This window comes from Microvirga thermotolerans (assembly GCF_009363855.1).
Lineage (GTDB): Bacteria > Pseudomonadota > Alphaproteobacteria > Rhizobiales > Beijerinckiaceae > Microvirga > Microvirga thermotolerans.
In genome coordinates this window covers 3,412,262-3,437,199 of sequence record NZ_CP045423.1, presented here as the reverse complement: position 1 = coordinate 3,437,199, position 24,938 = coordinate 3,412,262, and the positions used below count along the sequence as shown (strand labels likewise).

General features: G+C 62.5%; 21 protein-coding genes. 10 read left to right on the top strand and 11 right to left on the bottom strand.

Translation table 11 applies throughout. From position 1 onward, the window contains the following. The first annotated feature begins 11 nt into the window (after positions 1–11). Genes flhA through GDR74_RS16270 form a run of 6 tightly spaced genes read left to right on the top strand, consistent with a single transcriptional unit; the run spans position 12 to position 4,660 of the window. Positions 12–2,093 carry a flagellar biosynthesis protein FlhA gene (gene flhA, locus GDR74_RS16295; RefSeq protein WP_152587281.1) on the top strand — a complete coding sequence of 694 codons (2,082 nt, stop codon included), beginning with the start codon at positions 12–14 and terminating at the stop codon, positions 2,091–2,093. Beyond that, positions 2,090–2,845, top strand: a complete 756-nt coding sequence (gene fliR / locus GDR74_RS16290; RefSeq protein ID WP_152587280.1) for a flagellar biosynthesis protein FliR — start codon at positions 2,090–2,092, stop codon at positions 2,843–2,845. The genes flhA and fliR overlap by 4 nt, the downstream gene beginning before the upstream one ends. Positions 2,846–2,852: 7 nt before the next feature. Further along, on the top strand, positions 2,853–3,251 hold the full coding sequence (locus GDR74_RS16285; RefSeq protein WP_152587279.1) for a hypothetical protein: 399 nt from the start codon (positions 2,853–2,855) through the stop codon (positions 3,249–3,251). Further along, complete coding sequence (locus tag GDR74_RS16280) at positions 3,235–3,804, top strand: rod-binding protein (RefSeq protein WP_246179682.1); 570 nt, start codon at positions 3,235–3,237, stop codon at positions 3,802–3,804. The genes GDR74_RS16285 and GDR74_RS16280 overlap by 17 nt, the downstream gene beginning before the upstream one ends. A 52-nt stretch (positions 3,805–3,856) precedes the next feature. Next, positions 3,857–4,204, top strand: coding sequence for a flagellar protein FlgN (locus tag GDR74_RS16275; protein WP_246179680.1), 348 nt, complete (start codon positions 3,857–3,859; stop codon positions 4,202–4,204). Positions 4,205–4,210: 6 nt separating this feature from the next. Beyond that, a complete protein-coding gene (locus tag GDR74_RS16270; RefSeq protein ID WP_152587277.1) occupies positions 4,211–4,660 on the top strand; it encodes a hypothetical protein in 450 nt (149 codons plus the stop codon). 4 nt (positions 4,661–4,664) lie between these two features. Here the strand turns inward: GDR74_RS16270 and GDR74_RS16265 are convergent, their stop codons facing one another. Then, positions 4,665–7,445: a heparinase II/III domain-containing protein gene (locus GDR74_RS16265; RefSeq protein WP_152587276.1), complete on the bottom strand. Its 2,781-nt coding sequence runs from the start codon at positions 7,443–7,445 to the stop codon at positions 4,665–4,667. A gap of 146 nt (positions 7,446–7,591) precedes the next feature. Further along, the gene (locus tag GDR74_RS16260) at positions 7,592–8,266 is read right to left on the bottom strand and encodes a response regulator transcription factor (RefSeq protein ID WP_152587275.1); all 675 of its coding nucleotides are present in this window, start codon (positions 8,264–8,266) and stop codon (positions 7,592–7,594) included. An 860-nt stretch (positions 8,267–9,126) separates the two neighbouring features. Here GDR74_RS16260 and GDR74_RS16255 point away from each other — a divergent pair. Both GDR74_RS16255 and GDR74_RS16250 read left to right on the top strand, forming a co-directional pair. Next, positions 9,127–9,702: a hypothetical protein gene (locus GDR74_RS16255; protein ID WP_152587274.1), complete on the top strand. Its 576-nt coding sequence runs from the start codon at positions 9,127–9,129 to the stop codon at positions 9,700–9,702. A gap of 69 nt (positions 9,703–9,771) precedes the next feature. After that, positions 9,772–10,221, top strand: a complete 450-nt coding sequence (locus GDR74_RS16250; protein WP_152587273.1) for a PilZ domain-containing protein — start codon at positions 9,772–9,774, stop codon at positions 10,219–10,221. Positions 10,222–10,351: 130 nt separating this feature from the next. Here GDR74_RS16250 and GDR74_RS16245 read toward each other — a convergent pair whose 3' ends face one another. From GDR74_RS16245 to GDR74_RS16210, 8 genes are all read right to left on the bottom strand, one after another. Next, complete coding sequence (locus GDR74_RS16245) at positions 10,352–11,869, bottom strand: L,D-transpeptidase family protein (RefSeq protein WP_152587272.1); 1,518 nt, start codon at positions 11,867–11,869, stop codon at positions 10,352–10,354. A 102-nt stretch (positions 11,870–11,971) separates the two neighbouring features. After that, positions 11,972–12,976 (bottom strand): ABC transporter ATP-binding protein, encoded by a 1,005-nt coding sequence (locus GDR74_RS16240; protein ID WP_152587271.1) that lies wholly within the window; start codon positions 12,974–12,976, stop codon positions 11,972–11,974. Next, positions 12,969–13,949 (bottom strand): ABC transporter ATP-binding protein, encoded by a 981-nt coding sequence (locus tag GDR74_RS16235; protein ID WP_152587822.1) that lies wholly within the window; start codon positions 13,947–13,949, stop codon positions 12,969–12,971. Before GDR74_RS16235 ends, GDR74_RS16240 begins: the two co-directional genes overlap by 8 nt. Then, positions 13,946–14,767 carry an ABC transporter permease gene (locus GDR74_RS16230; protein ID WP_152587270.1) on the bottom strand — a complete coding sequence of 274 codons (822 nt, stop codon included), beginning with the start codon at positions 14,765–14,767 and terminating at the stop codon, positions 13,946–13,948. Before GDR74_RS16230 ends, GDR74_RS16235 begins: the two co-directional genes overlap by 4 nt. A 9-nt stretch (positions 14,768–14,776) precedes the next feature. After that, the gene (locus GDR74_RS16225) at positions 14,777–15,712 is read right to left on the bottom strand and encodes an ABC transporter permease (protein WP_152587269.1); all 936 of its coding nucleotides are present in this window, start codon (positions 15,710–15,712) and stop codon (positions 14,777–14,779) included. 74 nt (positions 15,713–15,786) lie between these two features. Continuing rightward, positions 15,787–17,334, bottom strand: a complete 1,548-nt coding sequence (locus tag GDR74_RS16220) for an ABC transporter substrate-binding protein (protein WP_152587821.1) — start codon at positions 17,332–17,334, stop codon at positions 15,787–15,789. 155 nt (positions 17,335–17,489) lie between these two features. Further along, on the bottom strand, positions 17,490–19,112 hold the full coding sequence (locus GDR74_RS16215; protein ID WP_152587268.1) for an amidohydrolase: 1,623 nt from the start codon (positions 19,110–19,112) through the stop codon (positions 17,490–17,492). Positions 19,113–19,194: 82 nt separating this feature from the next. After that, positions 19,195–20,664 carry a M81 family metallopeptidase gene (locus GDR74_RS16210; protein WP_152587267.1) on the bottom strand — a complete coding sequence of 490 codons (1,470 nt, stop codon included), beginning with the start codon at positions 20,662–20,664 and terminating at the stop codon, positions 19,195–19,197. 772 nt (positions 20,665–21,436) lie between these two features. Between GDR74_RS16210 and GDR74_RS16205 the strand changes: the two genes are divergently transcribed. Both GDR74_RS16205 and GDR74_RS16200 read left to right on the top strand, forming a co-directional pair. After that, on the top strand, positions 21,437–22,393 hold the full coding sequence (locus GDR74_RS16205; RefSeq protein ID WP_152587820.1) for an MDR/zinc-dependent alcohol dehydrogenase-like family protein: 957 nt from the start codon (positions 21,437–21,439) through the stop codon (positions 22,391–22,393). Beyond that, positions 22,390–23,418 carry a Gfo/Idh/MocA family protein gene (locus GDR74_RS16200; RefSeq protein ID WP_152587266.1) on the top strand — a complete coding sequence of 343 codons (1,029 nt, stop codon included), beginning with the start codon at positions 22,390–22,392 and terminating at the stop codon, positions 23,416–23,418. Before GDR74_RS16205 ends, GDR74_RS16200 begins: the two co-directional genes overlap by 4 nt. Before the next feature lie 104 nt (positions 23,419–23,522). Here GDR74_RS16200 and GDR74_RS16195 read toward each other — a convergent pair whose 3' ends face one another. Continuing rightward, positions 23,523–24,911: a UDP-glucose dehydrogenase family protein gene (locus tag GDR74_RS16195; protein WP_152587265.1), complete on the bottom strand. Its 1,389-nt coding sequence runs from the start codon at positions 24,909–24,911 to the stop codon at positions 23,523–23,525. Positions 24,912–24,938: the final 27 nt, after the last annotated feature.

Sequence of the window (24,938 nt, the reverse complement as noted above, 5' to 3'; positions counted from 1 at the left end):
ATTCGAGCCGCATGGCCGTCATCGACGCTGTAGCCCCAGAGCGAGCCAAGAGCAGAGACATCGCCTTCGCCGGCGGCATCGTCGCGATCCTGGCGATCCTTTTCCTTCCCATCCCCGCAGTGGTGATCGACATGGGCCTTGCCCTGTCGATCGCATTTTCGGTTCTGATACTCATGGTGGCACTCTGGATTCAGAAGCCCCTGGAGTTCTCCTCTTTTCCGACGGTTCTTCTTATCGCAACTTTGTTGCGATTGTCGCTCGGCATTGCCACGACGCGCCTGATCCTGGCCAAAGGGCATGAAGGCGTCTCCGCCGCCGGTCATGTGATCTACGGGTTCTCGCAATTCGTGATGAGCGGCGATTTCGTCATCGGAATTGTCGTTTTCATCATTCTCATCACGGTCAATTTCCTGGTCATTACCAAGGGCGCGACGCGTATCGCCGAGGTTGGGGCGCGCTTCACCCTCGATGCCATCCCCGGCAAGCAGATGGCGATCGATGCCGACCTCTCGGCCGGACTGATCGATGACAAGGAGGCTCAGCGCAGGCGTCGGGAGCTCGAAGAGGAGAGCGCCTTCTTCGGCTCGATGGACGGTGCCTCCAAGTTCGTGCGCGGCGAGGCTGTCGCGAGCCTGATCACGATTGCCGTGAACATCTTCGGCGGAATCATCATCGGCGTCACCCGTCACGGCATGACGTTGTCCCATGCCGCGGACGTATTCACCAAGCTTTCCGTCGGCGACGGCTTGGTGGCCCAGATTCCCGCTCTCGTCGTATCCCTGGCCGCTGGCTTGCTTGTGTCGAAAGGCGGAACGCGGGGAACTGCGGAGCAGGCCGTGATGGGCCAGCTGGGTGCCTATCCGCGGGCGCTCGTCGTCGCTGCATCGCTCATGTTCATCTTTGCCCTCGTTCCAGGGTTGCCGCTTGTGCCCTTCATGGGATTGGGCTGCCTTATGGGCTTCGTCGCTTATACGATCCCGAAACGTCTTGCCGAGCAGCGCGAGGCCGAAAGGGCCAAGGTCGCTGCAAGCGAGGAGAAGACCCGGGTCGAGGCAAAGGACTCCGTGAAGGAATCGCTCAAGACGGCCGAGATCGAACTGTGCCTCGGCAAGCACCTGGCGGTCCAGCTTCTCAGTTCGCACAGCGAACTGGCACACCGTGTCAGCAAGATGCGGCGCAAATTCGCGCAGCAATACGGTTTCGTCGTTCCCGATATCAAGCTGTCCGACAGCCTGACGATTCCACCGAAGAGCTACCAGGTGAAGATTCACGGGACTGTCGTCGCCACTCAGGAGACGCGCCCGGGCGAACTCCTCGTGGTCATCGGCGACGGGCCGAAACCTGACGTTCCTGGCGACGAGATCCGGGAGCCGGCCTTCGGGATGAAGGCCATGTGGATATCGGATGCCTACGCCAGCGAAGTGAAGCGGGGAGGGTTCAGCCCTGTCGACAGCAACTCTGTCCTTCTCACGCATCTGAGCGAGGTCATTCGCAATAACCTGCCTCAGCTCCTGTCCTATAAGGACATGCGTGCCCTCCTCGACCGCCTGGACCCTGAATACAAGAAGCTCATCGACGACATCTGTCCCTCGCAGATTTCGTACTCAGGCCTTCAGGCCGTTCTGAAGCTCCTTTTGGCGGAGCGCGTCTCCATTCGCAATCTGCACCTCATTCTGGAAGCCATTGCCGAGATTGCACCCCATGCACGCCGCTCCGAGCAGGTCGTCGAGCACGTCAGAATGAGGATTGCGCAGCAGATATGTGGAGATCTTGCCGAAGGCGGTGTGCTGAACGTCCTCCGCCTGGGGAACAGGTGGGATTTGGTCTTCCATCAGAGCCTCAAGCGTGATGCGAAAGGCGATGTGATCGAGTTCGATATCGACCCGCGCTTGGTTGAGCAGTTCGGTACCGAGGCGTCCGAGGCGATCAAGAAGCGCATGAAGGAGGTGCATACCTTCGCACTGGTGACAGCACCGGATGCACGTCCCTATGTCCGTATGATCATCGAGCGGCTTTTCGCGACGCTCCCTGTTCTATCCCATCTGGAAATTGCACGGGGTGTCGAGATCAAGTCACTTGGAACGATCTCGTGAGCGTCATCACGCAGGAAACCTTCCTCGCGGTTTTCTTGATCTTTTGCCGTGTGGGAGGCTGCCTCCTTGTCGTTCCCGGCTTCTCGAGCGCGCGTGTGCCACCGCAGGTGCGGTTGTTCATTGCGCTTGCCGTGAGTCTTGCGGTTTCCCCGCTGCTGGTCGAGAAATTCGGAGCAGGGATTAAGGGACAGGCTCCCGTCACGACCCTGCTGTGGATCTTTTCCGAAAGCGTGACAGGGCTTCTGATCGGCTTTCTCGGGCGCATTTTCTTCCTCGCGCTCCAGACGCTGTCGACAGCCATCGCCATGGCGATCGGCTTCGGCGGCCTCGCCGGGCCGCCCGTCGACGATGCGGAATCGCTGCCTGCCATCGGTACCTTGATCATGATGGTGGCAACGGCGCTCATTTTCATGGCCGATCTGCATTGGGAACTCTTCCGAGGCCTGATTGCATCCTATTCCAGACTCCCTCCTGGAGAATCGTTCGGTGCGCGGCTGGCACTCGTGCAGATCGCCGACCAAGTCTCGGCAGCTTTCCTGATTGCCCTGCGGATCAGCAGCCCTTTCATCATCTATTCGATTATCGTCAATCTTGCCGTTGGAATCACGAACAAGCTGACACCGACAATTCCTGTGTACTTTCTGGCAACACCGTTTGTGTTGCTGGGTGGGGTGCTGCTGCTTTACTTTCTTTTCAGAGAGTTCATGCTCCTGTTCATGGACGCGTTCGCGTCATGGTTGAGCCACGGATGAGGATTCGATGGAACATCGGCTCGACAAGACCAAGCGTCTCTTGAAGCTCCAGCGGCAGCTTCACGATATCGAGAAATGGAAGCTTGCCCGCCTTCAGCAGAAAGCGGTTGAACTGCAGGAGGCACAGTCTTCTCTCATCGGAATTCTGAACGACGACGAGACGCTTTATGGCCTCTTCCTGGAGGCGAGGGCGAAAAGGCTGCAGCAGCTCGCCGCCGAGGAAGCGCAGGTCAAGGAGCTGCAAGAACGCCAGAGCGAGATCGCTCTCGACCGGGGGAAGAAGGTCAAGCGAATGGAGCGGGCCGTCGACCGATTGCGCATCGAGCATCGCCGGGACGCCGAAAGGGGCGACTACTTGCGTCTTCTGGACGTCTTGACCGCAAGGAAGGATGCAAGCCTCCCGTAAGCTAAAGTCGTTATTGATAGGCTCCCGTGAAGACGAACAAGGGAAACTGATGGGGATCAGCCCACCCTCAGATATCGTGCAGGACGTTGCCCGGGCAGCTGATCCGGTCAAGCTCCAGGCTGCAAGCCGGCGATTGATGGATCTGGCTGCGGGCGCGGATGCAACCGAGTTTGCCGACGTGATGAAGTCCCTGTCGCAACCGGGAGGGCTCGCAGTACGGGATCCCTACATGGTGCAGATGGCATCCCGGAACCAGACTGCACTGTCCGGTCATGGCAAAGTCGGATCCGCCTACCAGCAATTCGAGGCCTTCATTCTTCAGAGCTTCATTGAATCGATGTTGCCGAAGGATTCCGATGTCAGCTTCGGAAAGGGCACGGCCGGAAGCGTCTGGCGCTCGATGATGGCCGAACAGATTGGAGCTCAGATCGCAAGGGCTGGCGGCATAGGAATTGCGTCGAGAATGCTTGCCATGCGGTCCTCCGGTAGCCATGGAGCGTCTGGCGCCGGGCAGAATTCAGCTTCGGGATCTGTGTCCGCGACAGAGGGATGATGCTATCCAACACGGGCCAGGACCAATGTCCAAGAAAGAGAGAGGCAAATCCGTGACTGTTCTCATGAAGTCCCTGGAGCGTCTTGAAGAGACCATCGAAGCCGAGACGGCCGCTCTTCTCGCGCATGTCGCCATCGATCATCAGGAGTTCAATCGCCGGAAAAGCCAAAGCCTTCTGGAGTTGACGCGCCTCGTCCGGCATCTGCAGGACGGACCGGTGTCGAATGATCTTACGGATCGAATCCATGGCCTCAAGGCGAAGCTCGAGCAGAATCACGCCGTCCTTGAAATGAATCTCCGGGCCGTTCAGGAAGTTGCTGCCATCATTTCTGATGCGATCCAGAGCGCGGAATCGGACGGAACCTATTCCGCCGGCATTTATCATATGTCGGCAGAGTAGCGGACCATGGCACGGGTTCTGATCACAGGCTTCTGGATCTGCGCCATTACGCTGCTTTCCTGCTACGGCGCCGTCAAATGGGGTGCGGGTCTGAAGATCGCGAAGCAGGAAGAGTATCTGGAAGGGTTGGAGTATCGCAAAGTCCGTGCCGTCAACGTACCCGTGATCGCGGAAGGTGCCGTGCAGGGATATGTGATCGCCAATCTGGTCTTCACAGCGGACGCAAGAACGCTGCGGAGTCTGTCCGTGCCGATCGAGACCTTCTTCATCGACGAGACGTTCCGCCAGATATATTCGGACGAGAAGCTCGATTTCAGAAGACTCTCGAAGTATGACGTTCCGACGCTCCTTGCCAGCATCAAACGCAAGGTGAACGAACGCATGGGCGCAGAGATCGTGAAGGACGTCCTGGTCGAGAACTTCAATTTCGTCAACAAGAGCGATATTCGCTCCTGAACTCTCAAGTCAGAGAGGAAAGGTGAAGCCGATCCAGGAAGTCAGGAGAGCGAACCGCTTCGAGAATGGACCTGTAGCTGACTTCATCCAGCGCCATGAGGACGCCCCCACAGACATTGCGCTGTCCGAAAAAGCCGTAGCGCAGAACGCTTGCCGCCAGGAGTTGTCCGGAGTTGCGAGAAATGAAACCCTGAAGCGACGGGGGGGACCGTCGTCCGCGAACGACCTCGAGACCGTCCGGTTGACCGGATATGGCCAAAGGCTGGATCCGCAGCTTTTGCTTCGACTGGAAGCCGACCGCAAGTTGCTCGCTCGCAATCGACACCACGGTTTCAGGGTCGAAATGCAGAAACGCTTCGAACGAGACTGGCTCCTCCTCGCTAGAAAAGTGATCGATCACTGCGAGGGAGCCAAGCGTCTCCGATAAGGCGAATATCCGCCGATGAACGAGTGACGGCCCATGAACGTTGCTGCAGACTTCGTATATGTGGACGCCGGCGATTGAAAAGTGAGACTTGAGCCAAGCCGTGCCAGCACTCGGGATCCTGCCGTTCGGGATTGCAACGTTATGGGCCCGCGGTGACGTAAGATACCGGCGGGCATCCCCCACATGACCGAGGGTAGATCCGGAAGAGTCGACGATCCATCGGCGGCTGCCGCTTGCAAAAACGAACGACGTCGTGTCGCTGTGGCCAGCGAAGGGGCACTGCTTCGATAGGGTTGCGCAGAAGTATCCCCACGTCCGCCCCTGCTCGTAGAAACGTGCTGCGATCAAATCGGAGTCGGGAGCTGCGAATATCCGGGTGCCCTGTGGATAGGAGAGCTCCGCCCTGATGTCCTTGTCGCGCATCAGGTCCCGGCCATAGCTCGACAGCAGCTTACGGATCCAGGAGGCATGCCGCAGAGTGAAGGGCGTCTCGCCAAAAGGCGGCAGAACGCCGCCTGGGTCCGTCAACGCAATCAGCCGGCGCATCGCCTCCTTGAGACGAGGTGCAAGATGCTCGTTGAGGGAGGTTACGCCCGGGGAGGCGTTCAGGGTTGTCCTCAGAATCGTCCCCAGGGAGACGAGTTCCAGCCGTTCGTGAAGAGACTGGATATGGAAATCTCCATTGGGCCCCATGAGCTCGTCGAAGCCCTCGCGGAGCTTGTGCAGAGCGAGCCCTTCCCAGTAAGTCGCCAGCGGGATGCGTGAAAGGGCCTGGGCCGCCGCGAGAAGAGAAACGGCAGCATGAAGATATGAGACGGATGGAGGAATCGCATTCTGTCCAATGATCTCGGCCAAGGCGATCCCGTGACGGATCGCCTCCCCCAGCAATCCGTGCAGCTGCTCGGAACTCAGCTTCCAGTCCGTCTCGACTTGTCGAGAAAGGAGATCGATCAGGACCTCGAGTCGCTGTGCCACGAGAGAGGGGTGAAACCGCAGTTCGTCTGACGGTTCGCTCCACGAGTTCGCTCGCGACCAGGACAGGGCTAGCTCGATCGAGCGCTTCAATGCCTCGGTCCTGTCGGAGGATTCGAAATCGAGCAGCCAGATTAAGGAGTGATATCTCATCCGCCAGGCCGGCGAGTGAAAGGGATCCTCGTCCCATGTCGGAAGGAGCGGCAGTTCCCAGTCCGGAAAGCCTTCGATGTGCAGCCTTCCGGAAGAGACACGATCCTGCTCGCGCTGATGAAGGGATCTGAGGCGGCCGAGAATTCTCGACGGCGACGCCAAGGTGCTGGCCGCGACCCAATGATTCACGAGGCGCGAGACATGGACGGCCTGAGTATCGGCTGTAGCGCCCGCCAGGCGCCGGATCGTCGCGCTCAGAAAGTCTCCCGGACCTTTTGCGGCATCCTCCTCGATGTTCTCGAGCAGGAGGTCGTACCCGAGGGAAACTTCCAGCGGAAGGACCAGCTCGATCCGAGAGGTATCGCCCGTTGTGCAGAAGCCGAGCTCTACCGTTCCGGCGTTCTCTGGAGCCGTAAGCTCCAGCGTGAAGCGTCGTGCGCGCGAGCGGGTCGGAATGCTGATGAAAGCACCGATACCAGGCGCCGACGGCAGGTCGGCATAGGGAGGTGGGATTTCGTGGCCCTGCTCGTCCCGATAGACGACACGCACGAGAGTGCCCTCGGAGGATGTGCTCTCTGCGACGAGCTGGCCACGAACGAAGAGGTTATGCCTGGGAACGAGACCAAACTGAAACCAGCGGGGGCTAGTGGACAGGATGGGCCAATTCCGCCGCGCATCGGGAGAGGCATTTCTCTCGGCGACGGAGGCAGCGAGTTCATCGCCTGCAGGATTGGGCTCGGTGTTTCCCTGGACGAACTGCACCAGCGACAGATTGCCGACCACGAACGGCTTTGTATTGCGCCAGCTGCGGATGGTGACTTGGGCCTGTGTCGCTGGAGCTGGAACGAGAAAGGCGATTCTGACCTTCCGCGTGTGACTTTGGCTCGAATGCCCGTCGCAGAGCCCAGGGCCACCGACCGGAAACTGGAAGGGATCGATCTGCCCTCGCACAAGGCCGGGAACGGATGCGAAATCGATGCTCGATCCATCCCCAGCCTGAAAGTCAATGCCCACGGTCGCGTAATCGGGCTCCTGACGCGCCGCGTCGTCCGTTTCGCAGGCGATCTCGAAACTGAACTGGCACCAGACATCCGGCGTGAGGTTAGGGAAGATCAGAACGACTCGGGACCACCGGTTCTTCGTTGCAATGAGGTGCGTCCCCTCGTGGGATCCTGCCTCGGAATCGCCCGCGTGCTGGACCGAGGCCGGAAGGATCTGTCTTACGCCCAACATTGAACCGGAGGACTCCAGGGCTGAGTAGCGATCCGGACAGCTGCAGGACCGGACGAATTGATGTTAACCTCGTAAGGACCTTCAGGCCATGCGCAGCGCGGCTTATTTTTTGAGCTGGTACTGGATGTTGTGGTGAGGGTATTGGTTCAGCCGACGAAGGTGTATCCGATGTAACGTTTGGCTTCGATGGGATCGTATCCGAGGCGGGCGCGCAGCTTCTTGCGCAGCTTGCTGACATGGCCCTCGATGACGCTCTCCTCGACGTCGTTGGAATAGATGCCGTAGATGGCGTTGAAGATCTGGGTCTTGGTCAGGCGGCGGCCGCGGTTGCGCACCAGGTACTCGAGAATGTGCCGCTCGCGGCGGGGCAGGGGCAGGCTGACGCCGTCGATCTCCGGGTCGCGCCCGTCGAAGTACACCTTCAGGCGCTCGGGCGCGGCCGGGGCGGTCTGGGCGGCGGCGTTGACGCGCCGCCAGATCGCCTCGGAGCGGGCGAGGATCTCGCGCACGTGGACGGGCTTGCGCACCACGTCGTCGAACTTGGCGGTGAAGAGCTCCAGGGTCTGCTCGAGGGAGCGGATCTCGCTCAGGGCGATGATGGGGGCGCGGGAGTGGCGGCGGATGGCTTCGGCGCAGGCGATGCGCTCCTGGAACTCGCCGAGCAGGAAGCCCTGGACGGCGTCGAGGTCGGCGCTGGAGGCGGCGTTGAGCCATTCCTTGAACTCGCCGGCGTAGAGCCCGAGCGAGGAGACGCCTTCCCGATGGAACCCGGCGACGTACGCAGCCGTCACCATCTGTCGTTCGTCGACGACGATGTACATGATGTAAGCCCCCCGGCCTATCAAGTTGTAGTCGAACGCAGGTACGCGCGATGAGGATCGCGAGTTGCTGGCGGTCAGCGCCTGGGCAACTACTTCTTAACTTATACTTTTTACTACGGATCGTGAGCGCGTGTGCTTTGTTGGTCCGCGTCGCCCCTCCGAATCAGTAGGATTATTGATAAATGCCGGTTGCCCGTCCTTGCGTCAACGGCAAAGGCGGCCCCCACCCCCATCCCTCGCCGCTTCCACCCAACTGTTGCTCCCAAACAATAGGCGCGACCCGTTGGGGTTCTATCGCCCATCCCGCCTGCCTTCGCTTTTCGATGTGTCGCATCCTTCGCGTGCGAAGCCTCTTCAGCCCGGCCTGTTCAGGGGCGGCTTCGCCTGTCATCCCGCAGCGGACCGAGCCGTCACGTCGAGACTCCGATCCTCCTCGATACGATCTGCATATCGGCGCAGCGGCGCTTCCCTGAGGGGCACGCATTGTCGTGCAACTCAGTACCTATAACCTTGTTGCGCATCGCTGCTGGTGGAGAAAATTGCTACCATGCGGCTGCGTCTCTGGGATTAACCTGATGGCTAGCTTTCCTTTGGGAGAGCGCTTAATCCATTTGCCGATTCAATCTTCGAACTCTAGGTAAGTCGGAGAGTTTCTGTATTTGCCGCGGAGCGTACGCCAGATGGTTTCGACAAGACGTTTTCTCATGGCCTCCTCTTTGGCGCGCCTCATCCGAAAGGAGCGCGGCGGCACGCGCGTGACGGAGGGCCATTTCCCCAATCAGGCGGACCGCAGCTCATATGTGCACATCGAGGGGGATCAGGGCAGCCTCGTCCTCATCACGGGAGGGCCTGGTGCGCCCATGGAGGAGCGCACGGCGGTCCCCCGCTCGCATGCGGAGGCGCTTCTGGATGTCACGCCCGGCAAGGTCGACTACGTTCGCACCGACCTCTCGATCGGCTCCCGCGAGATCCAGGTCTACCGCTTCGTCACCCCCGGCCCCCTCGACCTCATCGTCGTGGAGTTCGACGACAGCGACGAGCCGAAGGATTTCCGGCCACTGCCATGGTTCGGGCCCGAGGTGACGGCGGAGGTCGCCTACCAGAACCGCGCCATCGCGCTGAATGGACTTCCGCCGGCATTGGATGTTCCGCTTTCGAACGCGGCGCTCAACAGTCTGCTGGATACGCTGGAGAACCGGTTCAGTTCGTCCAGACAGTTTTCCTATGCGCAGCCGTCGAGCCCCGTGGAGGCTCCCGAGCCGCGCCGCCGTCCCGGGAACGCAGTCGAGAAGCAGCCGGCCCCCCAAAATGTGCCGGCCCAGAAGCCGGCGCAGCCAGGGCCGGCCGAAGGACCGTCGCGGGATGAGTTGAATCTCGATATCGAGGACAGCGTCATTCGCGAACTCGCCCGTTCCTTGCGGCCTCAGCAGAGGTGAGCGGCGGCAGGACTTGATTCCAATGCGCTTCGCAGTCGATAAGCAGACCGGCACGAAGGGAAATCCGCCATGGTCTACTGGCTCGACCAACGCCGGTCGCGAAAGCGCATGCAACTGGCAATTCAGGGACGGATCATCGCCGATCCGTCCCATGAAGCGATGTCCTGCATCGTTACCGATCTTTCGGACACCGGTGCGCGCCTGACACTGCCCACGGCTGCAGAACTGCCTCCCGAATTCGACTTCGTGATCCCGGATCGGCTGACGGTGCGGGCGCAGGTGGCATGGTCCCAGGGGCAGGATTATGGGATCATGTTCCTCGCAGCTCGGTCCCGCGAGCACGGATCTGGATCGACGGCCGCGAGTTCTCCTATGGGCGGCCTTCCCGAACTGGAGGATCCTTCCTTCATTACGCAGTTCGCCGTTCAGGAGGCTCTGGACGAGGCGCGGTTCAAGATTGCCGCAACCATGGGCGTTCCTGCGGATTCCATCAGGCTCACAATCGAGATCGTCTCCTGATGCATTGTGCGGAACCCAAGGTCCGCGTCGGCGAAAAGCGGGCCCTGTTCTCGCATTCGACGAGGCACTTTTCCAAAGAGAGGATCGGAGCGATCCCAGGAACCGAGATCCACTTTCGGGTCCGGTGCCCTTAGAACCTGCGGGCGCTGTCGATTCCAAAGTAGCAGATGCCATCGCCCGGAACGGCCTTGGCGTTGGGAAAGACGATATAGCCTGCAGCGGGCGCCGTAACAGGCTCGCCGTCGGCCCGCCGGGCAATGACCGCGCCTTGCGGGACCGCATCGCCGGTTCTCCAGGCGCCTTCGAGCCGGTCGCCTTCCTCTCGGCAGAGGACGACATCGACGATCCGAATGGCCCTCTCCAGGGCAACGGGCGGCATGGGGGCGTCGATGATGCCGAGAATGGCGAGCGCATTGAGGATCGCGCGATAGCCTACGCCGACAGCCGCAGGATCCTCATGCGTCCCGCATTCCAACGTGACGCCGTAGCCACCGGAAAACCGCATGTACTCCGTCGTTCCCACCCCTTCGGAGGCCGCCTTGCTCTGAAAGCCGAGCCGGGCGCGCTCCTCCAGAAAGCGGGCGTAAACCTCAAGCCATCCATGAATGACGACCGGAGTCCCAAGCCTTGCTGCGAACTGTCCCTCTTGGGCCGACAGTCCGAAGGGCTCCACGAGACCGGTGTTGTCCGAGGGGCCGGCGAATACGAACGGCACTCCTTCTCCTCGGAATGAATGGATGTCCAGCAGAACGTCATGCTCGCGCAGCAAGGCGCAGATGCGGTTCCCGACCTTGTCCTCATAGTCGGTCGGAATGGTCTTCTCCCGCAGGTCGCGGTTGAGATTCCGGTCGCCTTCCCGCGTTCCCTGGCGGTAAGCCTTCATGTTGGCGACGGGGACGAATGTCACGGTACCCCGGCGGATCGAGAGGCGCCCTGCGCGACAGTCGGCGATTGCCTTCAGGATTGCCTCGGGCCCGCAGATCTCGTTGCCGTGAACGGCACCCATGACGATCAGCTTCGGCCCACGCTCGAGGCCGACGAACTGCACCACTTCGAGCGGAGTCGTTTCGTCGCAGACGGGACGCCCATCGGCATCGTCATATCCGATGTCGATCACCATTCCCGGACGAAGGCGGCGTGCGAATTCCTCAAGCCTGTCCGCTGGAACACCGATGCATCCGGCGGTGCCGCTCATGTCGGCCCGTGCCGCATGAATGAACAGAGCGCTGCCGCGACCGGGCTCCGGAACGGAGTCGTTGAAGCCGATCGGGACGATCACCTCGAAGAGCGGCTCGTCGCGCTGCCTCATCAGGCTGTCGCCGAGACGCTCGCCATCGGTGGCGAAGACGAGGCGGTTGTAGTTTTCGCCCTCTTCCTCCCAGATCATCTCCGGCGACATGGGAGCGAAGGGAAAGGCAAGATCGCGCGCGAAACCGGGGCGAGCCGCAGCGTCGTAAAGGCCATACCTGAGGGGAAAGGTGCCGACCGGGGTACGCTTGTCGCCTTCACGCTTGAGAGAGGCCTGGATCAGACCGCCGGTGCCCACGGTGCACGGCGTGGTCCAATCCTCAATCGAGAGCGTGCCGAGATGCGGCACCTCTCCCTTGCGAGGCACGCGAACGCGGACGGTAGGAACGTTCGTCATCATGGATATTTCCTGTCGGTTGGGAATTGGGGCCGGCTCGGAGCGTCCGTACGTTGAAGGTGCTCTGCGCGGGGATCATTCGGATCGATCGCACGCGTGGCGTTCTCAGAATGCGGGAGGCGTCCAGCTTGGAATGTCGAAGACGCGACGACAGCGGGCGAGATGGCCGGGGCCGATCTGCTCCAAGTCCGGAATGGGCGGAGCCCGGCAGATGTCCCGCGCTTCCGGGCAGCGGGGATGGAAACTGCAGCCGGTGGGTGGATCGAGCGGGTTTGGGATCTCTCCGGTGATCTTCGTGCTCAGTCCGTGTCTGAAAGGATCCGGGATCGCTTCGATCAGAGCGCGGGTGTAGGGATGGCGGGGCTCTGTGAAAATCGTCTCCCATCCCCCCGTCTCCACGATGCGGCCGAGATACATGACGGCGACCCTGTCGCTCATGTGCTCGACCACTCCAAGGTCATGGCTGATCATGATGTAGGAGAGGTTGAAGGTCTCCTTCAACTCCAGAAGAAGGTTGATGATCTGTGCGCGGATGGAAACATCGAGCGCGGAAACCGGTTCGTCGAGAACGACGATCCGAGGCTTAAGGATCAAGGCCCGCGCGATGCCGATCCTTTGGCGCTGGCCGCCCGAGAACTCGTGCGGGTAGCGCTTCGCCACATCGGGGCGGAGACCGACGCGGCGGAGCATGTCTGCGATTCTGTCCTCGATCTCGCTCCTGGCAGTAACTCCATGGAGGCGCAGGGGAGCTTCGAGAGTCGTCCGGATCGTCTGCCGAGGATTGAGCGACGAGTAGGGATCCTGAAAGACCATTTGGGCCATGCGTGCACGGTCCATCCGGTTTCCCCCGTCATTGGATATGTCGCGCCCCTCTATGAGAATCCGCCCCCGCGTCGGCGCCTGCAGCCCCAGGATGGAGAGAGCCAGGGTCGACTTGCCGCATCCCGATTCTCCCACGAGCCCGAGGCATTCTCCCTTCTTCAACTCGAGGTCGACGCCATCGACGGCGTGCACGAATCTGCGACTTCCTCCGAACAGCCGCCCTCCGACGGGAAAATGCACCGCCAGGTCTTCGACCTTCAGGATCGGATCGTTCGCCGGTTCACTCATGGTGGTGGCACCGTACAAATCCGCCATGTTCCAATGGCGCGATGCCCGGATCCTCCGTACGGCAGAGGGCGGTCGCCGCATGGCACCTCGGGTTGAAACGGCAGCCGCGAGGGAAGCTGGAGACTGGAGGCACGACGCCTTCGATCTCCTGAAGGCGCTTGCGTCCATGCCGCGACCGGGCGCCGAGGAGCGGCAGTGAGGCCACGAGCCCTTTGGTATAAGGATGGCGAGGAGACCGGAAGATGTCCTTTGCCGCCCGCTCCTCCACAAGGCGGCCGGCATACATGACACCGACCCGGCGACACATGTTTGCGATCAACCCCAGATCGTGGCTGATCATCAGAACCGCAGTTCCCTTGGCAGCGGACAGATCGCGGATGAGCGCGAGAATCTCGGCCTGCACCGTCACGTCCAGCGCCGTCGTCGGCTCGTCTGCCAGGAGAAGGTCGGGACCGCAGGCGAGGGCAATGGCGATCATCGCCCGCTGCCGCATGCCGCCGGACATCTGATGAGGATAGTCTTTGACGCGCCGGTCGGGTGCCGGGACGCGCACGCTCGCAAGCGCCTCGATGGCCAGCCGCTCGGCCTCCTTCCATGTCGCCCCCCTGTGCAGGACGAACATCTCCGCGATCTGCCGACCGACGGGGGAGAGCGGATTGAGGGCCGTCATCGGCTCCTGAAAGATCATCGATATCCGGCTGCCTCTGAGCTTGCGGATCTCCCCGGCGGGTAAGGAGCGAAGATCGCGCCCATCGAAGCGGATCCCGCCGCCCGTGACGGCAAGCGGCGGGCGCAGCAAGCCGATCAGCGCAAGCGCCGTGATGCTCTTGCCGCAACCGGATTCACCGACCAGACCGAGGGTCTCGCCTCTGCCGATGGTGAAGGAAACATCCTCGACGGCATCGAAGAGAGTGTCTCCCACCGCGAGACCGATCCGAAGATCCCTGACTTCGAGAAGCGGCTCCCCCATCATATGCGGCGTGTCCTGGACTGCGGATCGAGGATGTCGCGGAGACCGTCGCCGAGGAGGTTCAGTCCGAGGACGGTGACGAAGATCGCCAGCCCCGGAAAGATCGAGATCCAAGGCGCCGTCGTGATCTGGTCGCGCGCGTCGGAAAGCATGCTGCCCCAGCTGGGAAAGGGCGGACGGATGCCGAGACCCAGGAACGAGAGGGAAGCCTCGGCAAGCACGGCGCCGCCCATGCCGAGCGTGCCGATGACGATGATGGGCCCCAGCATGTTGGGCAGGAGCTGAGTGAGCATGATCCTGATGTCGCTGTAGCCGAGGACCTTGGCAGCCTGCACGTAGCCCTGGCTCTTGAGGGAGAGCGCGGAGGCGCGGGCAAGCCGGCATGTGAACGACCAGTTCGTCAGGCCGAGCGCGATGAGGAGGCTCGTGAGGCCAGGATTGAGGATGGCCATGATGGCGAGGGCGAAGATGAGGGAAGGGATCGCCAGCATGAGGTTCGTCAGGCCGTTGACGAAGTCGTCCCACCAGCCGCCCCAGTAGCCTGCAGACAGGCCGAGGCACACCCCGATGACGGTGTTGATGAGTTGGGAAACGATGCCGACGGTGAGGGAGATCCGCGCGCCGTAGAGAACCCGGCTGTAGATGTCGCGACCCTGCGCATCGGTGCCGAACCAGAACTTCGCCCCGGGTGGCTCCTCCGCGTTCATGAGGTTGGCATCCATGACGGGATCCGTATGGGCCAGCAGGGGAGCGAACAGTCCCGTCAGCACGACTGTTGCGAACAGAATGCCTCCGATCAGCAGATTGGCTCTGATCTTCATCCTTCGCTCTCATGTATACTTGATGCGCGGGTCGATGACGGCACAGAGGACGTCCACCAGCGTGTTGATGACGAGAAATGAAAGGACGATCAGAAGAATCGCCCCCTGGACCACAGGGATGTCGCGCAGGGTGACGCTGTCCACGAGGAGCGACCCGAGCCCGGGCCAGGAGAACAGTTTCTCGACGACGACCGCCTGTCCGATGACGGTCCCGAACTGCAGGCCGATGGTCGTCAGGATGATGACCAGGGCGTTTCGCGCCAGGTGCCAGCGGACCACCTTGCTCTCGCTCATGCCCTTGGCGCGCGCGGTGCGCACGAAATCGGCGTTCATGATCTCGAGCACGGCGGCCCGCGTGGTCCGCGCGAGGAGAGCCATGGGAGCGACCCCGAGAGCCACTGAAGGGAGAACGAGATGGCGCAGGCTTCCGTCCCCGTAGCCGAAGCTCGGCAGCCATCCGAGGACGAGAGCGAACAGGTACATCAGCATCAGCCCGAGCCAGAACTTGGGCAGCGACAGGCCGGAGACGGCGCCGACCATCGAGAGGGTGTCGATCAGGCTTCCCGGTCGCAATGCCGCAACGAAGCCGAGCGGGACGCCGACCGCTATGGCGAAGAGCATCGAGGCGACGGTGAGAATGAAGGTCGGCCACATGCGCTCGGCCAGGACCTTGGCGACGGGTTGGCGGGTGCGGAACGAGGTGCCGAGGTCGAACTGCACAAGCTGCGATACGTATTTCCCGAAACGCACGTAGACCGGGTCGCCGAAGCCGAACTCCTTGTTCATGCGCTCCATGACCGCCACATCGATCACGCTGCGGCCGTCGTCGCTCATGCTCGAGGCGAACGTGCCGGGGATGACGCTGAAAAGCACGAAGATGATCAGCGCGACCGCGAGCAGGATCGGGACCGTTTGCAGAAGGCGCCGAAAAAGGAAAGCTGCCATTCAGGGGAACCATGCCTGGTTCTTCTCCTGTCGGGAGAAGAACCAGGACTTGTCGCGAGTGGAGGACTAGAGGATCACTTGGCTGCCGGCGACGACTCGTCGACCCACATTTCCTCGTAGTTCTGGATGGCGAGTTCCGTCGCATTGGCCTGGAGCCCCTTGAGCCAGGGCTGGTGCGCCATGACGGCCTTGTTGTAGTTGAAGAACCAGTAGGGCGCTTCCTCGAAGATGATGTTGTTGACCTTCTTGAGGTTCTCCTCCTTCTTGGCCGGGTCGCCGGTCTCTCCGGCTTCGTCCAGGAGCTTGTCCACCTGTTCGTTCTTAAAGAGGGTGTAGTTGCAGGCCGATTGCGGAATCTTCGAGTGGAAGCACTTCAGGGCCGCCTGCGGATCGGGACCCGTCGAGAGCGACCAGATGAACGCCTGGTACTCGCCCTTGCGGACCACTTCGGACAGGACCGACCCCTCAACGGGCTTGATCTTGACCTTGATTCCGACCTTCTCGAGCATCGGGATGACGGCCTCGACGATGGGAATGCCCCAGCTCTCGTTGGACGTGGCCGTCCACTCGAATTCGAAGCCGTTGGGATAACCTGCCTCGGCCAGGAGCTTCTTCGCCTTCTCCGGATCGTAGGAATAAGGCTTCACCGACTTGTCGAAGCCGGGCGAGGTGGGGGGGAGCCAGCTCGTCGCGCGATAAGCTTTGTCCTTCACAAGTTTCTTGATGATGAGGTCCGCGTCGATGGCATGATTGATGGCCTGTCGCACGCGCCTGTCCGCAAAAGGCTTGAATTCGGGGTTCAAGCCCATGACACGGGTGTAGACCTCCGCAACTTCCAGAAGGCCTTTCGACAGATCCGGATCGCTCTTGTAGGCGACATACTGGGCAGGGCCGAGAATGGAGGCATCGATCTCCTTGTTGCGGAAGGCCACGTCGCGGGCCGAAGCCTCGCCCATGATCATGATGGAGACCTTGTCCGCATAAGGCTTGCCGGCCTTGTAGAACTTGTCCCACCGTTCGGCGACCAGACGGGAGCCGGGGACATACTCGGCAAGCTTGTAGGGGCCCAGGCCGATCGGGTTCGTGGTGAAGGATTCCTTCTGCGCTTCCTCGGCCGGGTAGATCGACGTCGTGGCGGTCCAGAAGTAGAAGCCCGGCTCGACCTTCTCGGTGAGAGTCATCTCGAAGGTGTCGTCGTCGATCTTCCTCAGGCCGGAGATCGTCTTCGCCTGGCCCTTCTCCACATCGACCGCACCCTTGATCATGCGCACGTAACGGGCGCCCGGATAGGCCTTGGTCCCGTCCATGATGTGATTGTAGGTCCAGATGACGTCGTCTGCCTTCAGCCTGCGCCCGTTATGGAAATAAGCATCGTCTCGCAGCTTGAACGTGTAGGTCAGGCCGTCGGCCGAGACGTCCACCGACTTCGCGAGCTCGAGCACCGGCTTCCCGGCCGCCGCATCCCAGTTGTAGAGGGAGCGATGGATAGCCTTTGCCCAGATCTCGTCCTGCGCACGGTTCGAGGTGTGGATGTCGAGATTGGCGAAGCTCGATCCGTAAGGCGCGGTGAAACGGATCGTTCCGCCCTTGCGGGGCGTCTGCGCCTCGGCGACACCGCCCATGACCAGGGCGATTGCCGTTGTGATGGCGAGTTTCTTCAGCACGGTGGTCCTCCAGATGATTGGTCGCGCACGGGTTCGATCTCGTGCCGGTTCCGTGCACTTCGAGCACCCCTTGCGTGAGTGCCGATGGCTGTTCAGGCGCGTCCCTCTTTATTTTAAGCCACGCCATGACGGTCGTGAACGATCGCACCTCCTCGGATCGTAAGATCGCAGCGAGTGTTGTCAAGAATGTCGTCCGCGCTTGCCGTCAGCAGGTTGCGCGAGAAGACGGCGACATCGGCGAGTTGCCCTGGAACGAGACGTCCCTTGACGTGTTCCAGCTTCTGGGAAAAGGCCCCGAACTCCGTGTAGGCCTGAAGCGCTTCCTCGATCGACACGCGCTCGCTCACATCCATGAGCGTGCCCTTCCATGTCTTGCGCGTCAGCATGGCGTAGAAGTTCGGGAAAGGATTCGGCTCGCATACCGGCGCGTCGCTGCCCGTTGCCGGCTTGAGCCCCAGATCCATCCAGGTCTTGAACGGGTAGCTTCCCAGGGCACGTTCCTCCCCGAGGACCGAGATGTAGGCGTCGCCGAAGTCGTAGATGAACACCTGCTGCGGGCACGGATAGATCCCGGCGGCGACCATGCGCGCGTGCTGCTCGGGAGTCGAGAAGCCGGAATGCTCGATCCGGTGGCGGCGGTCGGGATCGGGATGGGCCTCGAGCGCCCGCTCGTAGGCCGCGATCAGCTGTTCGATGGCCGCGTCGCCGATCGCATGGCAGGCAAGCTGATAGCCCTTGACGTGCGCGTCCATGACGAGTTCGTTGACGGTCTCGTCCGGCATCATTTGAACGCCGGTCGTGCGATCCTCGCCCAGATAGGGGCGCGACATCCAGGCCGTGCGTCCGCCGGCCGAACCGTCGAGGAAGAGCTTCACCGCACCGATCATCAGCATGTCGTCGCCGGTGCCCGTGATCAGGCCCGCCTCGTAGCATTGCGGCACGATGGAACGGTCCGGATCGCCGAGCAAGGTGAGCCAGGTTCTGACGGGCAGCCGCCCTTCCCGTTTCGCACGATGATAGGCCGAGATCTCGCCGAACCCGCCGCGCTGGCCGACTGCCGCGTCCATGCAGCTCGTGATGCCATAGGAGAGCAGATGCCGTCCGCCGCGCTCGATCGCGGCGACGAGCTGTTCCTCGTCGGGAGATGGAATGACCGCCCAGACGGGAGCGCGTGCGTTCTCCGCGAGAAGGCCGGTCAGACGTCCGTTCTGCTGCTCGATAAGCCCGCCGGGCGGACTGGCCGAGGATTCGTCGATCCCTGCAAGCTGCAGAGCCCTCGAGTTGCAGATGGAGACGTGGCCGCAGGTTCGCACCAGCATCACAGGATTGTCCGGTGCCGCCCTGTCGAGCTCGCTTCTGTGCGGGTGCCTTTGTACGTCGAGCTTCGTCTGGTCGTAGCCGCGTGCGAGGATCCACTCTCCCGGACGGGATCTCGATGCCCGCTCCCGGATGCTCGAGAGCAGCCCGTCGAGGGTCGAGACCGTCGTCGGCTTCGCGTCCACCCAGTCCATCATGAGCCCGAGCGAAATGAGATGGAGATGGGAATCGTTGAGCCCGGGCGTGGCAAGCCTTCCGTCGAGGTCGATAATTCGCGTGGAGGGGCCGACCAGGGTCGACACCTCCCGGTCGGCGCCCGCTGCGAGCACGCGTCCCTGCCATATGGCGAGAGCTTCTACGACACCTTCCTGGCGACCGCACCAGATCGGCCCGTTACGCAGAACAATATCTGCCTGCATCTGCACGTTTCCTTCCTCCTCATCACAGAGCCCGTCGACTGACGAGCCTCGGTCCGGCCGGCGCGGGTCCGTTCCGGCAAATTCAGATCGGATCGAGCGGCCAGATCGGCCGACGAATCTTTTTGTATGGGCGTTCCTTGAAGTTGCGCGTGGAGAGGGCTCCGGAGTCAACCTCGAGGACCTCCCGCGCAATGGGCTCGAAGGCGGCCCGGAAATGCTGCATCGATTTGACGATTAGCGTCGATTTCCGTGTCGGATCCACGCCGAGAGACGTGAACTGCGCCAGATCGGTGGCCTGGCCATTGTTGCTGATCACGATGATTTCCGTTCCTCCGACACGGAGCAGAAGGCTGAGGCCGTAGTTTCTGCGGGCGCCGCCGCCCATCGGTCCATAGGCGATGAAGCTGCCGTCCGTGATGGCGACCACATGCCCGGTGACCTCGAGCGGCCCTCCGCCGATGCCAGGATCGGTCTTGCCGCCGAGCTTGAGCGTCACGGCGTTGCCGACCCCTGCCGCCTGCGCCTGCCTGACGGCTTCCGGATCGCAGATGGCGTGAAAACCGACATTCTGGAGATCGGCATCGAGAATGGCCTTGAGCAGGGTTGTCGCGTCCCCGTAGGCTCCCGAGCCGGGATTGTCCGAATAATCGGCGATGACGAGCGGCCGGGATGCACCCGTTCCGGCCTTCGCCTTCGCGATGGCTCCTTCGAGCGGCGTGAAGTGAATGGAGGAGAATGTGCGCTGCTCCCACACATAGTCCATGAGTTCTTCCGCAATGGCCTGTGCCGCAGCGCGATCATTCGCCGTTACCGCCACTGAAGGACCGATGTCATGGACGTCTGCGGAGGAGAAGCCGGCCTGGATGCTCACGGCGAGAGCCTTGCCCGCAGCCTCCAAAGCATCCGCCCGGCGGAGAAGCTTCGCCATCGGCGGCGATGTCGTCCGGCCTCCGTCGAGCGCGTAAAGGATCGGGCGCCTGGCCACTGCGACCTTCGGGTCGATCTTCCCGTCCATCGCCTGCTGGAGCAGTTCGGCCGCCTGCCAGGTCCGCTCATATTGATCGATGTGCGGATAGGTGCGGTAGGAGATCAGCGCATCGGCGTTGTCCACCATCGTCTGCGTGACGGTGGCGTGCAGGTCGAGAACGACGACGATGGGAATGCCGGATCCGATGCTGGCTCGAAGACGCGAAAGGAACTCGCCTTCGCCGTCATCGTGATCCTCGGTCGACATCGAGCCGTGCAGGTGGAGCAGAACTCCCTGGACTCCATCGCAGGCGCTCAGGATACGATCCGTCAGCGCATCGAAGCAGGCTGTCGTGACCCTTCCCGAGGGGTTGGCCGAAGCGACGAGCGGGTGAACCATGTCCCAGCCGAACCGCTCGGCTGCCTCGAAGGCAGCCCCCATCGAGGTGCGCGTGCCACGGAAGGCCTGCGGAATCTCATTATCGAGATAATAGCTGGATTTGCGGAACGCATCCTCGTCCGTTTTCTGGATGCTGAACGTATTGGTCTCGTGCATGAATTCGGCGACAAGAACCCGCTGACCCATCTGTCTCCCCACGGCGCCTTTCCTGCGAAACGAATGTTTATTGCATTTGTGAGCGCCCTTCCGACCGAACCGTACGGGAAGGGTGGCAAACAGAAAAGAACTTTCCAAAGATCATTCCCGAGAAAGTTCGTTCATTCACGATATGGCGTGTGTTCTGTGATACCGTCTCTCTGGCGCATCTCCTTTTCCAGGCTGGCATGAAGGCGAGGGGCGATCCAGGCCGCCGCCCTGCTGAGCACATCGCAGTCCCATGGTCGGCCATGAGGTGAAGGATCTCGAGCGTTCTCGCGGAGTTTCCCTGTCCGCGCTAGAGATGGCGCCTTATGCCGGTCGAGGCGGCTCTCGCCCTGCACTGCGAGGTTCGGACGATCTTTATGGAGTCCAGCGGCACAGGGGGACTCCATCGTCGATCCGGCCGGCGCCGTTCAGCAGCGGGACAAGGGGATCGAACTGCGGCGCCTGTCCGTGACGAGCCCCTATCGCTCCGGGATCCACGGTTCGACCGATGCGACGCGCTCCGCACTCAATGGGTGGTTCGTGCGGCGCCGCGCCGACGCCCTCGAACAGATCGAAGGGAACCCGGGAACGGTGCCCCAGCTCTGGCCGTCGGGAGCCTATCCCGCCTTGAAGGCGGGGGAGGGCATTCTAGTTAGGCCATTACATCATGGTCGAGTTCAGGGCATTGAACGTGAGCAGCGAAGATCTCGTTTCCCTATCTCTTCAGGACAGAGGCACCGCTTCTCAGTCGAGGGGGCCGCGCCGCCCGGCGACGATGAAGGCGGCGAGGCTGGTCGGGCCGGGAAGGATGGAAGTCGTCGAAACCGCGATCCCGGAGCCTGGAGAGGGGCAGGTCCGCATCCGGTTGGAAGGTTGCGGCGTCTGCGCCTCCAACCTGACGCCATGGTCCGGCCCGGAATGGATGCGCTTTCCGACGGATCCCGGCGATCTCGGGCACGAGGCATGGGGCGTCGTCGATGCACTCGGTGAGGGCGTCCGGACTGTCCGTGTGGGCGATCCGGTGGCCGTTCTGTCGTACAAGGCCTATGCCGAGTACGATCTTGCCGATGCGAGCGCCGTGGTCGTCCTGCCTGAAGCGCTGGCGGGCCGACCGTTTCCCGGCGAGCCGCTGGGCTGCGCCATGAACATCTTCCGGCGTAGCGACATCCGTCCCGGGCAGACCGTTGCGATCGTCGGCATCGGCTTCCTGGGAGCTATTCTGACGCGGCTTGCCTCGCAGGCCGGTGCGCGCGTCATCGCCATATCCCGGCGTCCGTTCTCCCTCGACGTCGCGCGCGCCATGGGGGCGGCCGAGACCATTCCGATGGAGAACCACGCAGACATCATCGAAAGGGTGCGGGACCTCACCGGCGGCATGTTCTGCGACCGGATCATCGAGGCCGTCGGCAAGCAGTGGCCCCTCGATCTGGCGGCCGAACTGACCCGGGAACGCGGAAAGCTCATCGTCGCGGGCTACCACCAGGACGGGCCGCGGCAGGTCAACATGTGGCTCTGGAACTGGCGGGGGATCGACGTGATCAATGCGCATGAGCGTGATCCGAAGGTTTACGTCCAAGGGATCCGGGAGGCGGTGGACGCCGTCGCCTCCGGCTGCCTCGATCCGACGCCCCTCTATACGCACACCTATCCTCTTGAGCGGCTCGGCGATGCGCTGAACGACACACGCGACAGGCCGGATGGATTCCTCAAGGCGCTGGTGAGGCTCTCATGACAGGACAGGTCATTCGCAAAGAGGCACAGACGGCATCCGCCACGCGACCGCGCATTGGCTTCCTGGGTGTGGGCTGGATCGGTCGTCACCGCATGAAGGCCATCCTCGATACGGGCGCCGCCGATGTGGCTGCGATAGCGGACCCTTCTGCGGAGATGGTGGCAGAGGCCAGGATGCTCGCCCCGGAGGCCGAACGGGCAGGCACGATCGAGGATCTGCTTGGAATGGATCTCGACGGCATCGTCATCGCGACGCCGAGCGCCATGCATGCGGAGCAGTCCATTCGCGCCTTGGAAAAGGGCGTCGCCGTTTTCTGCCAGAAGCCCCTTGGGCGCAACGAGGCAGAGGTTCGGTCGGTCGTCGAAGCGGCACGCGCTGCGGATCGGCTTCTCGGCGTCGATCTCTCGTATCGCTTCACGGATGCCATGCGCCGGATCCGCGAGGTCGTCGGGTCGTGCGAGCTTGGACGCATCTATGCGGCGGACCTCGTGTTTCACAACGCCTACGGACCGGACAAGGCCTGGTTCTACGACCCTGCTCTCGCCGGAGGCGGCTGCGTCATGGATCTCGGAGTCCACCTGGTCGACCTTGCCCTATGGACTCTCGGCTTTCCCCAAGTCACTGGCGTGACGAGCAGGCTTTTCGCGGGCGGCGAACCCTTGAGAGACGCGTCAGCACAGGTCGAGGACTACGCCATCGCAACCATCGGCCTCGAAGGCGGTGCCGTCCTCCAGCTGGCCTGCTCCTGGAAACTGCAGGCGGGATGCGATGCCATGATCTCGGCAGCGTTCTATGGAACGCAGGGCGGTGTCGCCATGCGCAATGTGAACGGTTCATTCTACGATTTCACGGCGGAGCGCTATCGCGGCACGGCACGGGAGGTTCTTGCGACGCCTCCTGACGCGTGGGGAGGACGCGCCGCAGCCGATTGGGCCTTGCGCCTGGCATCGGGCGAGCGCTTCGACCCCGAGGCGGAGCGCTTCCTGGATGTCGCGCGGGTTCTGGACCGAATCTACGGCCGCTAAGCCCCATCGCCTGCTCTCCTGGCGATGCAAGCAGCCGTCGCAAAAGCTCAATGCGCGCCTTTGAGAGCGTGCATTGCCACTTCGGCAGATATCTCGAACGGCGCTCACGCCGTCGTGGCGAGGGCGCGGGTATCCTCGATCTCGACCCTGGAAGGTTCGCTCGCCTCGAGGGAGGGAGCCGGCAGGATCTTCGGCCGTCCGATTGAGACGTATGCGAAACCGTTTCGTTTCATGTCGTCGGGCCTGTAGATGTTGCGCAGGTCGACGACGATGGGGCGGGCGAGCGCGGCCTTGAGGCGGGCAAGATCCAGCGCCCGGAACATGTCCCACTCGGTGACGATCACCAGCGCCGCGGCGCCGCGCGCGCAGTCGTACGGGTCGCGGGCATACTCCACCTCCGAGAGCACCGCCCGCGCCGCCGCCATCCCCTCCGGGTCGTAGGCGCGGATGCGCGCGCCCGCGTCCTGCAGGGTGCGGATCACGTCGATGGAGGGGGCCTCGCGCATGTCGTCGGTGTTCGGCTTGAAGGTCAGCCCCAGCACCGCGATCGTCTCGCCCCGCACCGTGCCGCCGCAGGCGGCGATCACCTTGCGGCCCATGGCGCGCTTGCGCTGGTCGTTGACCGCCGCCACCGTCTCCACGATCCGCACCGGCGCCTCGTAGTCCTGCGCCGTCTTGATCAGCGCCAGGGTGTCCTTGGGAAAGCACGAGCCGCCATAGCCCGGCCCCGCATGCAGGAACTTGGTGCCGATGCGGTTGTCGAGCCCGATGCCGCGGGCCACGTCCTGCACGTTGGCGCCCACCTGCTCGCACAGGTTGGCGATCTCGTTGATGAAGGTGATCTTGGTGGCCAGAAAGGCGTTGGCGGCGTACTTGGTCAGCTCGGCGGTGCGGCGCGAGGTGACGATCAGCGGCGCCTGGTTGAGGTAGAGCGGGCGGTAGAGCTCGGTCATCAGCTGGGCGGCGCGCGCGTCCTCGGCGCCGATGACGATGCGGTCGGGGCGCTTGAAGTCGGCGATCGCCGCGCCCTCGCGCAGGAACTCGGGGTTGGAGACCACGGCGAAGTCGGCGTCGGGGCGGGTCTCGCGGATGATGCGCTCGACCTCGTCGCCGGTGCCGACCGGCACGGTGGACTTGGTCACCACCACGGTGTAGCCGGCAAGCGCGGCGGCGATCTCGCGGGCGGCCTGGTGGACGAAGGAGAGGTCGGCATGGCCGTCGCCGCGGCGGGAGGGGGTGCCGACGGCGATGAACACCGCCGCGGCGGCGGCGACGGCGCCGGACAGGTCGGTGGTGAAGGTCAGGCGGCCTTCGCGGACGTTCTTGGCGACGAGCTCGGCCAGGCCCGGCTCGAAGATCGGGATCTCGCCGCGGTTGAGCGCGGCGATCTTGGCCGGGTCCTTGTCGACGCAGCACACCTCGTGCCCGAAATCCGCAAAGCACGCCCCGGATACCAGACCTACATACCCGGATCCTACCATCCCTATGCGCATGAACACACCTCTTCACCGGCCCGGCCG

What these genes read in the sequence shown, in the direction of transcription:
- GDR74_RS16285 (WP_152587279.1), top strand. Translation starts at nt 2,853, where the DNA reads ATGGAACATCGGCTCGACAAGACCAAGCGTCTCTTGAAGCTCCAGCGG.
- GDR74_RS16250 (WP_152587273.1), top strand. Translation starts at nt 9,772, where the DNA reads ATGGTCTACTGGCTCGACCAACGCCGGTCGCGAAAGCGCATGCAACTG.
- GDR74_RS16270 (WP_152587277.1), top strand. Translation starts at nt 4,211, where the DNA reads ATGGCACGGGTTCTGATCACAGGCTTCTGGATCTGCGCCATTACGCTG.
- GDR74_RS16280 (WP_246179682.1), top strand. Translation starts at nt 3,235, where the DNA reads ATGCAAGCCTCCCGTAAGCTAAAGTCGTTATTGATAGGCTCCCGTGAA.
- GDR74_RS16225 (WP_152587269.1), bottom strand. Translation starts at nt 15,712, where the DNA reads ATGGCAGCTTTCCTTTTTCGGCGCCTTCTGCAAACGGTCCCGATCCTG.
- GDR74_RS16230 (WP_152587270.1), bottom strand. Translation starts at nt 14,767, where the DNA reads ATGAAGATCAGAGCCAATCTGCTGATCGGAGGCATTCTGTTCGCAACA.
- GDR74_RS16235 (WP_152587822.1), bottom strand. Translation starts at nt 13,949, where the DNA reads ATGATGGGGGAGCCGCTTCTCGAAGTCAGGGATCTTCGGATCGGTCTC.
- GDR74_RS16240 (WP_152587271.1), bottom strand. Translation starts at nt 12,976, where the DNA reads ATGAGTGAACCGGCGAACGATCCGATCCTGAAGGTCGAAGACCTGGCG.
- GDR74_RS16200 (WP_152587266.1), top strand. Translation starts at nt 22,390, where the DNA reads ATGACAGGACAGGTCATTCGCAAAGAGGCACAGACGGCATCCGCCACG.
- GDR74_RS16220 (WP_152587821.1), bottom strand. Translation starts at nt 17,334, where the DNA reads ATGGGCGGTGTCGCCGAGGCGCAGACGCCCCGCAAGGGCGGAACGATC.
- GDR74_RS16215 (WP_152587268.1), bottom strand. Translation starts at nt 19,112, where the DNA reads ATGCAGGCAGATATTGTTCTGCGTAACGGGCCGATCTGGTGCGGTCGC.
- GDR74_RS16245 (WP_152587272.1), bottom strand. Translation starts at nt 11,869, where the DNA reads ATGATGACGAACGTTCCTACCGTCCGCGTTCGCGTGCCTCGCAAGGGA.
- GDR74_RS16260 (WP_152587275.1), bottom strand. Translation starts at nt 8,266, where the DNA reads ATGTACATCGTCGTCGACGAACGACAGATGGTGACGGCTGCGTACGTC.
- GDR74_RS16210 (WP_152587267.1), bottom strand. Translation starts at nt 20,664, where the DNA reads ATGGGTCAGCGGGTTCTTGTCGCCGAATTCATGCACGAGACCAATACG.
- GDR74_RS16195 (WP_152587265.1), bottom strand. Translation starts at nt 24,911, where the DNA reads ATGCGCATAGGGATGGTAGGATCCGGGTATGTAGGTCTGGTATCCGGG.
- flhA (WP_152587281.1), top strand. Translation starts at nt 12, where the DNA reads ATGGCCGTCATCGACGCTGTAGCCCCAGAGCGAGCCAAGAGCAGAGAC.
- GDR74_RS16255 (WP_152587274.1), top strand. Translation starts at nt 9,127, where the DNA reads ATGGAGGAGCGCACGGCGGTCCCCCGCTCGCATGCGGAGGCGCTTCTG.
- GDR74_RS16205 (WP_152587820.1), top strand. Translation starts at nt 21,437, where the DNA reads ATGAAGGCGGCGAGGCTGGTCGGGCCGGGAAGGATGGAAGTCGTCGAA.
- GDR74_RS16265 (WP_152587276.1), bottom strand. Translation starts at nt 7,445, where the DNA reads ATGTTGGGCGTAAGACAGATCCTTCCGGCCTCGGTCCAGCACGCGGGC.